The sequence below is a fragment of the Desulfitobacterium hafniense DCB-2 genome (assembly GCF_000021925.1).
GTDB classification, from domain to species: Bacteria; Bacillota; Desulfitobacteriia; order Desulfitobacteriales; family Desulfitobacteriaceae; genus Desulfitobacterium; species Desulfitobacterium hafniense.
The window spans coordinates 5,181,472-5,193,991 of sequence record NC_011830.1; the positions used below are offsets into that span (position 1 = coordinate 5,181,472).

The 12,520-nt window shown below is 47.1% G+C and carries 10 protein-coding genes and 1 pseudogene; 1 reads left to right on the top strand and 10 read right to left on the bottom strand.

Translation table 11 applies throughout. The features are described from left to right. Positions 1-9: 9 nt before the first annotated feature. From eutC to DHAF_RS24235, 6 genes are all read right to left on the bottom strand, one after another. The gene (eutC, locus tag DHAF_RS24210) at positions 10-936 is read right to left on the bottom strand and encodes an ethanolamine ammonia-lyase subunit EutC (RefSeq protein WP_011462272.1); all 927 of its coding nucleotides are present in this window, start codon (positions 934-936) and stop codon (positions 10-12) included. Positions 937-951: 15 nt separating this feature from the next. Further along, a complete protein-coding gene (locus DHAF_RS24215) occupies positions 952-2,316 on the bottom strand; it encodes an ethanolamine ammonia-lyase subunit EutB (protein WP_011462273.1) in 1,365 nt (454 codons plus the stop codon). 64 nt (positions 2,317-2,380) lie between these two features. Beyond that, entirely contained in the window at positions 2,381-2,674 is a 294-nt protein-coding gene (locus DHAF_RS24220) for a EutN/CcmL family microcompartment protein (protein WP_005815339.1), read from the bottom strand. 15 nt (positions 2,675-2,689) lie between these two features. Then, a complete protein-coding gene (locus DHAF_RS24225) occupies positions 2,690-3,391 on the bottom strand; it encodes an ATP-binding protein (RefSeq protein ID WP_011462274.1) in 702 nt (233 codons plus the stop codon). A 12-nt stretch (positions 3,392-3,403) separates the two neighbouring features. After that, entirely contained in the window at positions 3,404-4,051 is a 648-nt protein-coding gene (gene eutL / locus DHAF_RS24230; protein WP_011462275.1) for an ethanolamine utilization microcompartment protein EutL, read from the bottom strand. Between the two features lie 43 nt (positions 4,052-4,094). Then, a complete protein-coding gene (locus DHAF_RS24235) occupies positions 4,095-4,538 on the bottom strand; it encodes a EutP/PduV family microcompartment system protein (RefSeq protein ID WP_011462276.1) in 444 nt (147 codons plus the stop codon). 232 nt (positions 4,539-4,770) lie between these two features. Between DHAF_RS24235 and DHAF_RS24240 the strand changes: the two genes are divergently transcribed. Further along, complete coding sequence (locus tag DHAF_RS24240) at positions 4,771-5,685, top strand: LysR family transcriptional regulator (RefSeq protein WP_005815333.1); 915 nt, start codon at positions 4,771-4,773, stop codon at positions 5,683-5,685. A 72-nt stretch (positions 5,686-5,757) separates the two neighbouring features. Here DHAF_RS24240 and DHAF_RS24245 read toward each other — a convergent pair whose 3' ends face one another. From DHAF_RS24245 to DHAF_RS24265, 4 genes and pseudogenes are all read right to left on the bottom strand, one after another. Further along, positions 5,758-7,740 (bottom strand): alkaline phosphatase family protein, encoded by a 1,983-nt coding sequence (locus DHAF_RS24245; protein WP_015945510.1) that lies wholly within the window; start codon positions 7,738-7,740, stop codon positions 5,758-5,760. A gap of 156 nt (positions 7,741-7,896) precedes the next feature. Further along, positions 7,897-9,249: an IS4-like element ISDha5 family transposase gene (locus tag DHAF_RS24250; protein ID WP_005808317.1), complete on the bottom strand. Its 1,353-nt coding sequence runs from the start codon at positions 9,247-9,249 to the stop codon at positions 7,897-7,899. 340 nt (positions 9,250-9,589) lie between these two features. Further along, positions 9,590-11,062 (bottom strand): annotated as a pseudogene (gene mttB, locus DHAF_RS26515) ([trimethylamine--corrinoid protein] Co-methyltransferase). Between the two features lie 30 nt (positions 11,063-11,092). Beyond that, positions 11,093-12,508, bottom strand: a complete 1,416-nt coding sequence (locus DHAF_RS24265) for a trimethylamine methyltransferase family protein (protein ID WP_011462279.1) — start codon at positions 12,506-12,508, stop codon at positions 11,093-11,095. Positions 12,509-12,520 lie beyond the last annotated feature (12 nt).

The window sequence follows — 12,520 nt, forward strand, 5'->3', positions numbered from 1 at the left end:
ACGTTCTCCTTAGGATACAACAATCTGCCTGTTAAGACGCACCCCGCTTGCCCTTGCTTTAAGAATCTGCTTAATCACATCCGCCAGATGGGCACCGGCCTCGGCCGGCGGAATTCCACCTTTATGAATGTTGGATATTACGGTTCTGTCCGCTTCCACAGTTGTTTCATCAGGACGATAGATCATGTAAGCGCTGAGACTCTCGGCTGTTCCCAGACCAGGGCGTTCTCCGATTAGGGAAACCACCACATCCGCATTCACAAGGCTAGCCACCTGATCTTCAACCCAAACCCGGCCATATCTGACAAAAAAGGGGTCGCCTGTCTTTATGCCTGAGACGGCAAGCCCTTGGGTTAAGGCAGGCAGGAGGTCGGGAATATTGGCTTCAATAGCGCTGGAACTTAATCCGTCAACGACAATAATCTGCACCTGAATATTTTTTTCACACTTCTGGGTGATGATTTGGAGCGATTCCTCGGAAAGCCGTCTGCCCAATTCAGGGTGGGTAAGAAATTCTTCTTTATTCCGCGCTGAACTTTGCACGGCAAAGAGATTCATCCGGCTTAAAAATTCAGGAGAAACATCCGCAAACACAGCATCCTGGGCAACTGCATGGTCGGCCAGAAATTTTAATAAGGAAGCGGTTTTCATTCTCGCCCCTGCTCTGCCAATGCCAATCCGGGCCGGGGTCGTTGCTTTCATGGCCTTAATCGCCTCTAAATTAGCCGGTTTAGACACCAACACTTCATCGGCCGACATAAGCGTGACCATGTCTTCCTGCCCAAGCTCATGGGCAGGAGTATCCTTTAAGCCCTTGGATATCAGGGTCTCCTTTTCCCCAGGAAGATTCTTTGCAGAAAAAGATGACCCTTCTTTTAACAACTCATCCAGAATGCCTTGTAGTATTCTTTCTAACTCCTTTTCAGCTGTATGCATCATTCTACCTCCCTTCTACTTATCGAAAACAGACGGATCCCCCGCCCGTTCTGTAAGCTGTCCATTCTCCATGATTCCCATCTTCTCCAGCCACTTCTCGAACTCAGGCAAGGGACGCAGGCCAAGAATTTCACGGGTTGCGGCATCATCATGATAGCTTGTATCCTGATAGCTGAGCATAACATCGTCCCCTCCGGGAAGACCCATAAAATAATTAGCGCCCGCCATAGCGCAGAGCAGCGTGGCAATTTCCTGATCATTTTGATCCGCTTTCATGTGATTGGTGTAACAGGGAGCGATCCCCATAGGCAAACCATGGAGCTTACCCATAAACAAATCCTCCAGATCGGCCCGGATGACTTCCCGGCCCGAGTAAATCGTCTCCGGTCCGATAAATCCCGATACATTATTGAGCAGGAAAGGCCGGTAATGGCGCCCAAATCCATAGGTTCTGGACTCTAAGGTCATCATATCCACACCATGGTGGGCAGCCAGGGAAATCTCCGATCCCTGACCTGTCTCGAAGTACATTAAATTCGGCCCGGTGGCTGTTCCGTTGCGCTGGATAAGGGCAAAGGCTTCATCAATAAGCTCCTTGGAGATTCCAAAAGCCTCATTGGCCTTTTGGGTTCCTGCTATACTCTGAAAAACAAGATCAATGGGCACCCCTTTAGTGATCGCTTTCATTTGGGTGGTAATATGAGCAAGGACACAATTTTGAGTTGGAATCTCCCATTGCTGCATAAATTCTTTGACCGTTTCCAGGAGCCGGGACAGAGTGTCCACATTATCTTCCACAGGATTAATCCCAATTACGGCATCCCCCGAGCCATAGGATAGCCCTTCTTTTAAGGACGCCATCACCCCTTCCACTGAATCAGTGGGATGATTGGGCTGGCAGCGGAAGGCTAAAGTTCCCGGAATGCCGATGGTGGTATTGCAATGGGCCTGATGCCGCATTTTTTTCGAACCATAGACCAGATCCATGTTGGACATCAGTTTGGCAACGGCGGCAATCATTTCGCTGGTTAAACCGCGGCTGATGTGATTGAGATGGCTGCCTGTGGTGCCATGATCGAGAATATACTCCCGAAGCTGACCCACTGTCCAACCCTTCATTTCCTGATAGATCCTTAAGTTAAGCCCATCATAAATCACCCGGGTTACTTCATCCTCTTCATAAGGCAGAACCGGATGGTTATAAAGATCTTCGAGGGTAAGGTTGCTTAAGACCAGTTTAGCGGCCACTCGTTCCGAAGCGGACGTTGCTCCTATGCCAGCCAAAACATCACCGGATTTCTCCTCATTTGCTTTAGCCAGAACTTCTTTAAGGTCTTTAAAAGCAAAGACCTTATGATATACCTTCGCCTTCAAAATCACGAAGCCTTCCTCCCATCTCTCCTTTAATCGTCAGGATTATATAGCCAACAGTCATCCAGCCGGCTCACCCTTGGAACGTTTCTTTGTCAATGATCCCGATAACCACAGCATCGATGGGAGCGCGCTGATCCTCCAGGCTTTGCCGAGCCGATGAGCCGCTGGCGATCATGACAATTTCCGTTTCTCCTGCTCCGATGCGATCGGCTGCAATCAGGGTATTTCCGTATTTCTCAAAGCGGGGTCTCCCGCTCTCTTCATAAGTTAAGGTCACCGGTTGTACTACAAGGAATTTAAACCCTTTTAAAGCTTCTTCTTTTCGTGTTGACCAGACATTCCCCAAAACATAGGCCAAGATCATGACTGCTCCTCCGTCTTACGCCTTAATTTGTTGCTCACACGCCAAGACATAGAATGCGCTTGACAGGCGATTAAGCGCCTGAACAAGATCAACCCGGCTGCACTCTCCATTCGTATCCGTAAAGGCCCGGTTAGCGTACAGTTCTACTTCGCGGATTTTAGCCCTGAGTTGGTGGAGCTTGATGACAGTCCCGCCCTGCTTATAGCTCAGGGGGGAATGTGACACGCCATAATATTGATGGGGATAATGAGAACGTTCCCTGATCTCGTCTGCTGTCAGTCCCCAAAGGGTTTTAAATTCAAAGGGCTGCCTTTTGACTTCGGCCGCCATAATATTCCGGGCAAATACTGCCACTTCCTCTAACTTTCTGACCAATTCCAACTCCCCCATGGCCTGAAGGCCTATTTGGGTATCGATCAGCAGGGTTTGAAAAAGATCCAGTTGTCCACGCAGAGCAATGACCGGATGATTTTTGCTGACCAGTTCATTTTGATATAAATGGGTCATTTGTTCCGGCTTGCCGCCTTTTAAATTAGTTTTTTGGGGTAAAGCCTTTTTAACTGCTGTTCCTGCCTTGTCTTCCAGTTGAATCTGTATTTGTTTGGAGCGGACAAAATCCCGTGCTAAAGGTGTGAGCACACTCCCCTCCGGAAGTGTGATGATTGTCCCTTTGGTCTTTTGCCAGATTTCCCGCAGCTCCCTTTCTGTGATGATCATGCCGCCACCCCTTTAATATTTCATTCCGTTTTCGGCTACATCGATGACCGCTCGTTGGAAATCCTCACAGGCAGCCCGGCAGGCGCTTTGCGTACCCGTCAGCAAGGCACCGCCGAAGTTCGTTTCGGTGGGCGGACCATAAAGCACCTTCATCGCCACATCAGCCGCTTTGAGGGCGGCATCTATACCATAGATAGCCTCCAGGGGAGGGGCGATCAAATAGGCAAGGGGTTCACCTTCAGGAATCCCGGCTATTTGGGAAAGATAGCTCCCCGTACTGGAGATTGTATGAGGAAACCACGCGGTTTTCCCCCCATCATGGCTATAGAAAAAAGCTTCATTTTCCAAATAAGCAATGCATGCGTCAATCCCTGCCCGCACATCGGCAGGATTGGCAGCTGCCAGGATGCCGATGACTTCTCCGGAGCGGGGTCCGGAGGCATGGGCCGCCCCCGCATAAAAGCTCTTGGCATAAACCACGGCGACATCGGCCTTTTTCGTGGCCTCATCCAAAGCAACATAAGTCGAATCGTCTATGTTGCAAGTGATCATGCCTATGGATCTTTGATATTGAGCTAAACCGAGCTGGCCGGCCAGTTCCGGTGCTACATTGGGAATTAAACGGGTCGCTAATACCTTGGGTTTAACAGCCTCTATCATCTAAAATCCTCCTTTCTCTACAGTGCTTAATCGCTCATTCGCATTACTTAGTTAAACACTCAATCCTAGTTCTTAGGATCTGGATATTCTTTTTATGGAGAGCCGAGATCTCATAAAAGGGCTGAGCAATCCCTGCATTGTTCAAGAAAGAGCGGGCAGCTTCTAAATTGGCCTGGGGTAAATCGATCTTAGTGATCACGCCGATGACCGGTTTACGAAAAACGCGGACAAACTTCGGAGGATAAGTTAAGTAAGTCTTCGTAGCATCCTGCAGCGCCCAAATTTCCGAAACTTGATGGCTGAGATCGATAATCACATGATAGTAACGGGGAATCTCCAGATACTCCCCAGGACAATCGATAAAAACTTCACTAAAGTTCAGTGCTTGGGTTTTTTGATAGATCAGGGGCAGATCGCTTAAAGCTTGTTTAAGGGTCGTTTTGCCTGTTCCAACGCCGCCGATCAGCAATATTTTTGAATCATGCATTAGCTTCTCGTCACTTTCCCTGCATTTCTAAACATATCTTTTGGAAATTACTGAAATATACAACTATTCTTGCAAGTCACTTTTAGTCCTGATATAATTATTTTTGATATACTAGTGGTCTGTAATATCTAAAGGTTTAGGTGATCCGGCGGGAACCAAATTCTTAGGTGTTACAGACCACTGGCGCATGCTATTGCTTTTAGCTCAATACATTAAGGTAGTGTGATATTATATGAGATTGGAACAACTCTATCATCTCGTTGAAGTTGCCAAATATAATTCCATATCCATAGCGGCAGAACGCATCTATATCACTCAGCCTGCGGTTAGTGCATCCATCAGCAAGCTTGAAGATGAATTGGGAGTCCTCTTATTTAAGCGGACCACCAAGGGGGCCTACCCAACGGACATTGGCCAAACCATTATTGAAGCTGCCGAAGAAATACTGCAAAAAGTCGATTTTATTAAAGAGTTGGCCAACACCTCCGCCTTAGCTGGAAATGTCACCATTGCGACCATCCCCAGTATGTGTGATAAAATCATGCCCCATGTCTTGTCTTTTTTGAAAGAAGCTCATCCAGGCATCAGTGTTTCCCTGCACGTTGGCGAGTCAATCCAGGTATTAAACCATATTCAGTCCGGGACGGCGGACATAGGCATCGTTATTATGACTGAAGAAATTCAAGAAAAAAACATTTATTTTGAAAAGCTCTTCCATGATGAATTTCTCATCTATGTCGGAAAAAACTCTCCTCTTGCCAACAAGCAATCCGTTACTCTCCAAGAGGCCCTTGAATATCCGGTTGTAGCCTATAATGATGAATTTTCCAGAAATAACGGAGGCATCACCAGTCTCTTAAAAAAATATTCTTCACCTAAAATTTCATTTCGTTTTGATAACTTCGAAATGATCAAACGAACCGTTTCCCAAGGAACCTTTATCTCATTTTTCCCTAAGTTTATGTCGAAAAACGATGTCTATCAGTTGTCCCATGAAATTGTTCCCATAGCTATTCAAGATGTTACTTTAGATATAACGATTGCTTTAATATGGGCTAAGCGCCACGTCTTTTCTGCCGCTGAGAAGGAATTTATCGCCATTCTTAAATCCTTTTGTGAAGAAACCATCGTTGAAGACTGTTCTTAAAAGACCCTGTTCAGAAATGGGTCGGGGAACTCCCCGGGAAATCGGCAATTTCCCGGGGAGTTTTAGCTTTATTCAGTCTGCAAGGGATTGATAAATTACGCCGCCTTCCACATCATGAGCCATCGGAGCGCCGGCTAAATGGCAGAGTGTTGGCACAACATCGACGATGCGAACCCGGCGATTGATAACCTCACCCTGTTTCACTCCCGCGCCCGCCATCATAAAGAGGCATTTTAAGGAGTATCCATTCAGACTCATATTGCTTAACCCATTGCCATGGGTTCTGTTAAATTCGGGCTCCATCATATAGAAGATATCTCCGCAGTGGGGGCCTCCCATATTTAAGTACTCCATATCCGACCGATTCAAGGCTAAGCTGATCACCCGCTTGCCCGTTTGCGGATCTCTGTAGGCGTATAAATCGTCAATGATCCTGCGAACAAGGTCATCATAATCTTTAGGATCCACTATCCCCTGAGGGTCTCTTCCTTTGAGATTGATGTAAATATAGGTGGCACGCTGGGCAACAGCCTGGGTATTTTCCCAATCGATTTCCACTTTACCTTTGACTTCTTTAAGCTTGGTGTAGCCCAATTCCCCCAGTACACCCACATTAAATCCCCACATATCCCCGATCAAGGGATGAATGATATGACGATCTCTGCCAATGGCCGCGTGATCGGAAGCGATCACCACCGTTGTCTCCTCATCGAATAATTTCATCATTTTGCCAATATAAGTATCCGTTATCTGGTACATTTTGAGTATAATCGCCTGATAGCGCTCATAATTCGGTGTTGTGGCCGGTATGGTATAATCGAGATAGAAATGATTCAGCATATCAATACCGTGAATATGGCTGCAGAAGAGATCCCATTCCTTATGTTTCAGGAGATATTCCTGAGCTTTGACCTGCCATTGATACATTTCTTCCATGGTCTCCAGGACGATGGTATCCGCGATATCATTATGACGATCAAAGTTCGAGGGCTGCATCATCGGGCCCACCGCTTTGTACAGTTCCTCACCGATTTCCAGGGGGCTGAAATAGTTTTGCGGCTTCAGGTCCAGAGCAAAAGAGTAATAGAACTTCATACTCCTGCCCTCGGCAGCCAGTTCTACCAGCTTGACTTTATAGGCAACCGGTTTGTTTTCCCCTTTATAATGGTAGCTGTCATAGATCCAATCACTCCACCCATTGATCACGACCTCACCGATGGGCTTTTCATCCTGCTTATTCACAAATATCTGCAATTTATTGTAGTTCTTTTCATCATCGGCGACGATTAAGCCATAGCGCCTTGTCTGGCCCTCATTCACAGTGAGCACGACTTCCTTGGCCCCGGCCGGTGCCTTGGCCCACCCCTGGGCCGCCTTGATCGGGGCAATGACGCGGTCGCATTTTGCCGAATCAGCCTCCTCTTCACTTCCCCCTTCTGCCGTGACGCAGCCGGGGTGCTGATACCCAAAGCCGTCAAAATTCTTGATCTCTGCTTTCAGCTCCGAAACCTCGCCCTCAACGCGGCAATCCGTACCGCTAAGGTCAGCTTCATGAGGTATTACCTGAATGGGAAAATCACCTTCGCTGCATTCAAAAATCTTTTCGTAGTCGATATAACCTCTAAGGTTACTGAACATGCTGGTGCCATCCACAACAATAGCATTAGGGTTGGTTGGAGGCCATGAGGTGGGATAATTGAAGATAATACTCTTTTTGCCGGCCCGATCGAAGGCATCCCAGATATACTCCGCCTTACAAAGCTCTGAATTCCAGCCAAAGTCCAGGATGTCCAGGGGATTTCCCAGCGTATGGTTCCAGAAGCAGGTAATGCCATGGGTATTTGGCCAGGCTCCCGTTGCCAGGGAAGCCCAGTTCGGGGGGGTAATCGTGGGCAAAGCCCCCTGCATACCGAGATCCTCGGTCACAACACCCGATTCCATGAACTTTTGGAAATTGGGTAATTTACCTTCCGCAATCAATTTCTTCATGAACATCGGATCAGCGCCATCTAAACCAAGCAACGCAATTTTTTTAGCTTTTCCGTAGCATTTCATTTTCTTTTCCTCCTGTTTCATCGATTGTCCATTTTAGAAATATTTAATATATCGGGAAATCGAGTTTCATGTTATTATTTTCACTAATCACTTTGGGGGGGCACCTCAGTTAAATAACTTTGTTTCCTTTATCCCTTCCCTTCTTAAATATATAACTCAACTTTCGCACCCCAGTTGAGGGAATAGAGCCTTGATATAACTGGGTAATGCAGCAATCCACTTTTGTAATTGACTGAGTGATTCGTTATTCTCTGGTTTATTGGGTAGTAGATTAAGAACAAACGTCATTAACTGACGTAGTGCTGTTTTCAAGTCTAAATCCATAACCTCATCAGCAAAAAGATAAAAGAGTCCCCCAAGAGAGCGTTCATCATTGTTTTCTCTTCGTTCCCACTCCAGGATGAGGTAACGGGTAAAGACTATGGTTGTGTGACTAACCATCATATCGAAGGATCGGCCCTGAAATTCAGTTCCTAGCTTCAAATGCGATTTGGCCATTTTGAAAAACGTTTCGATACTCCAACGCATCCCGTAAATTCTTACGACTTCAGTAGTTTCTAAGGAAAGATCGGTGGTTAAGATCGCTAACCACTCTCTTCGGTTGTTTCGATTCTGGACGAAAACAACTTTTAAAGCTAAGCCTGAAGGGGTATGAACACGCACTGAACCCAGTATTTCTGCTTTCGGGTTCTTTGGGACTCTCGCGTAGAGCTCTCGTAAACTGAGTGATTTTCCTTCAAAGAGATAACGCTGCTTAAGTTCTTTAACCATTCCAATAACGTGAAGCTCCTTATCCCTTAGCTTTTGCAAAAGTGGAGCATGGGTAAACCAACTATCCATTAGGACGTAATCCGCTGAGAATCCGGCTTTGAGAGCTCGTTCAAGCATTTGAACCACGGTGTCCGGTTTAGGGCTCATCGCTTCCAGGCGACGCTTATAGCCTACGGAGCGTTTGTCTAAGTCCTCTCTCATTTCACAAAGACGATTTTTAGCTTTTGCAGAACTCATCAATGTAAAATCAAGGGGTGCGAAGCTGAACCCGTCAGACCAGCCCAAGGTTAGTAAGGTGTAACCGCGAACAAAGCGGCCCGAAACATGGTCAAACACTCGGGCTAAGAGTTCAACTTTCTTGCTTCGTTCGCGCTCCATTACAGAATCATCTACGATAAAAACACGGATACGCTGCGCAGAGGTGAGCTTTTCAAAGCGTCCGACCATCTTGAGGCTGAGTAACTGGTAAAAACGCCTCCAGTTATACCGAGAGTCATTGAGAAACCGATAAACAACATCTTTACCTGGAAGAGATTCTGCCCGGCTTCCTTCTAACAGCCGAAACAGATTTCGACCTTGAAAAACGAGTTGGAAAATGATTTGGAAGACAACGAAGCTTGAAACCCCATAGGACTTGCGGATCCCAGCGGCTCGAAGCAGCTGACTAAGCTTAAGGGAAGAAAAAATTAAAGAAAGCTGATTTTGATGCTGTTCAGGCAGAGAGTTGTGTTGTAACATGGAGATACGCACCTTTCTGTTTTGGAAATTATGGTTGTTTGGTCACTTCCATTTTACCAATTCGAAAGGTGTTTTTCTGTCAATGAACAAAATATTTTTAGCCTAATCCAGTAGTAGACTGAGTTTGAACAGATTTTCGCGCTGCGAAAGTTGAGTATATAATCAAAATATCCTATGTTTAAATATAATTATTCTATGAGCAAAGTATATCCCATGGCCGATCCGTTGTAAAATTACTCATATTTATATGGCCTATAAATACCGAATACTTATTAAAAGTTTTCCTAATGAACCACTAAAGGAAGCCCTGTTCCTTTAGTGGTTCATTGTTAAGCAATCATTATATCAATGATCTGGCAACTCCATATTCATCCTCAGTCTCCTCCACGATCGAGCGCAGCGTGGCCGCTATCTTTTCCGGCAGAGGCTCAGGGGTATAATTCTCCAGTATGGAGATGGCCTCCTCATAGGCCCTTTGGGTGAAGTCTTTGGCCCCGGCAGCCAGCCAATTCTCCCTCATCGACCGGTCTACGAGCTTGCTCTGGGACTGTGTTCTCATATGGGCATAGGTATGATCTTCGCTAATGAAGTTGCCAGCGGTACCTACCGACTTGATAACATCCACTGCGAGGGTCTCGTCCGTAACACTGATCCCACCGACCGCCTTTTTAATCATCCTGGCCATCTCATTATCCATCAGCATTTGAGCATAATCAAAGGTGATGCCGAGTTCCAGCATACCGGCGCCATAAATCAGATTGGCACCGGCTAAGGCGGTTAAGAACCCAGTCAGAGTAAATTCATGACTTGCCTGGGCATCGGGAATCTTGCTGTCTACCTATCCACCGGCAACCCAGCTGGGCAAATTATAATATTGGGCCAGTTTCGCCACTCCGGCATTGATCATGCCCAGTTCAGGGGAACCCACCGGCGCAGTCATATTTTTCATATCCATAATCGTTGTGGAACTGCCGTAGAGAACAGGTGCCCCCTTGCTGGTCAGCTGGCTGAGCACGATGGCCCCCAGCACCTCACAATTATGAGTAACCAAGGTTCCCGCCAAAGTGATGGCAGACGTCGCTCCGGACATTCCCATCGATAACATATTGACCGGAATACCTGCCCGCGCGCCTTCGATAATGACCTCAGAAGCATGATTAACTATCTGCAGGGGACTGGTTGGACAAATATTGCAGGAGAAAAGGGGCCGTTCCCGCAGCTTATCCTCGCCACCGGCGACGGCCGCCGCCATCTTTAAAACCTTCTTAAAATTGCGCCCGCCTTCAACACCTATAAACACATGTTTGGAAGTGTTATTAAAAATGACTTCTGCATTATGCACAACCGCCACACTGGGATGAATATCCTGTGGCGCCACCGGTCTCAGCACCGCATCCATCTGATCCATGGCATCACAGAAACGGGTGATATTGGCCACATCCCGCCTTGTGGTTTTCCTATACTCTTTCGTGTAGGGATCAATGATGGAAACACCTTCACCAAAGTTGATAAACCCAACCCGTTTGCCTCCCAAAACAATATCATTTTTGGGATTTCTCCCCGCCAGCACAAGGGTGCTGGGGGCTGATTGTATGGCATCCTCCACTAAATATTGGGGAATCTTTACTACCTTCGTTTTAAAATCAACTCTGGCGCCGCCTTCAGAGAAAATCTCCAAGGCTTCCTGGCTTTCGATTTTTAGTCCTGTATACTCCAAAACTTCAAGGGTACTCGTGTGGATGGCATAGAGTTCTTCATCGGAAAATCCGGCAAGCCCAAAGCCTTCCACCCGGGCAACGCCCGCCTGAACCATTGATCTCAACCTGGCCACCTCCTTAAATTATTAACGTCTAACTTTTTGAATATAGGACTTAAGCATTTTATCCGTTTCCGGATCGAGGAACGTCTCAGGAGCATTCCGCAAAATTTCTTTAAATTTGCGGTTAGCTCTCATGCCAATATCCTCCGACCCGGCATTTTCCCAATCCGCGTAGGATTCCCAGTCTGCCAAAGCCGGGGTCCAAAGGGAGCGGAAATGTTCAAATGTACTCATTTCAACCAAATAATTTCCCGAATGTCCGACACTTTGAATAATATCCACTGCCAAAGCAGCATCCGACGTATCGATTCCAGCTTTGACCCGCCTGACCCGGCTGATCATCTCTTCATCAATGACAAATTTTTCATAAGATGTGGCCATGATGGCATCCAAGACGCCCAGGCTTTGCACTGTCATATGGGCCCCGCTGAGCATCCCCAGCATCAAGCTTTGCATGGTCTCATAACCGGCCTGGCAATCCAATACCTTGGCATGGGTAATGCCCGCCATCGTTCTGGTCGGCAAATGGTAATAGTCCAGCCCCATCTGCAAACTGGCCGTATTGATCAGCATGGCTTCAGGTGCCCCGGCAGCATAGGTTGCCGCCTTCATATAGCCTGTGGTGGAGGCCACGGAATAAACGACAGGCACTCCGGGGTTGATCAACTGGGCCAATACCAAACCGGCGAGAATCTCGACATTTTGCAGAACAGCCGTGCCCAGCAGGGTTATGGGGCCGCTCACCCCCGCGATAATACAGGGTGCTAAGAGCAAAACCTGATTCCGCTTCACATACTCGATCATCGTTTCCAGGGTCTCCGTCCCATACCCCAAAGGACTGAGGGGATTGACCAGCACAGAGGTATAGTGCTTATCAGCAAGATTACCGCCTACTGCTATTTCGATCAGATCCAATTGCTCACGAACCTCTTGAGCATTCGCACAAAACCCGATATTCGGTTTATCCGTGTTTTTCAAAATTTCATACATCATGGCATGATACTTGTCTTTGGGCGCCACATCGCTGGGATCAACCGGAATTGAGCCGACAAGATCAACCACAGGGCTGGCCTGGCAGAGTTTTTGAATATTAGCGTAATCCTCCAAAGTTGCCTTACGCCGTCCCTGATCCAAATCCTGAATATAAACCGGCCCGACATTAGGCTGCACCAGCATCCCTTCGCCCACTGTAACTGAATGGCGATCATTTCTGGCCTGCATTCTAAAGCTTTTTGGTGCGGTTTCCAGGGCCTTATCCACCATTGCTTCGGTAATGAATACTGTTTTGTTTTCTATTTTGGCACCGTGGGTTCGGAAAATATCTAAGGCTTCCTCATTAAGCAAAACCACCCCTGTCTCTCTGAGGATCTTTAATGAGGCCTCATGGACCCGCACCAGATCTTCCTGAGACAGTACTTCCAATTTTGATTTAAGTGCCATTCCTTCCCTCCA

Bases quoted from the DNA above. Each gene is read 5' to 3' on its own strand.
- DHAF_RS24265 (WP_011462279.1), bottom strand. From the start codon at position 12,508: ATGGCACTTAAATCAAAATTGGAAGTACTGTCTCAGGAAGATCTGGTG.
- DHAF_RS24235 (WP_011462276.1), bottom strand. From the start codon at position 4,538: ATGCATGATTCAAAAATATTGCTGATCGGCGGCGTTGGAACAGGCAAA.
- DHAF_RS24225 (WP_011462274.1), bottom strand. From the start codon at position 3,391: ATGATCATCACAGAAAGGGAGCTGCGGGAAATCTGGCAAAAGACCAAA.
- DHAF_RS24240 (WP_005815333.1), top strand. From the start codon at position 4,771: ATGAGATTGGAACAACTCTATCATCTCGTTGAAGTTGCCAAATATAAT.
- DHAF_RS24250 (WP_005808317.1), bottom strand. From the start codon at position 9,249: ATGTTACAACACAACTCTCTGCCTGAACAGCATCAAAATCAGCTTTCT.
- eutC (WP_011462272.1), bottom strand. From the start codon at position 936: ATGCATACAGCTGAAAAGGAGTTAGAAAGAATACTACAAGGCATTCTG.
- eutL (WP_011462275.1), bottom strand. From the start codon at position 4,051: ATGATAGAGGCTGTTAAACCCAAGGTATTAGCGACCCGTTTAATTCCC.
- DHAF_RS24220 (WP_005815339.1), bottom strand. From the start codon at position 2,674: ATGATCTTGGCCTATGTTTTGGGGAATGTCTGGTCAACACGAAAAGAA.
- DHAF_RS24245 (WP_015945510.1), bottom strand. From the start codon at position 7,740: ATGAAATGCTACGGAAAAGCTAAAAAAATTGCGTTGCTTGGTTTAGAT.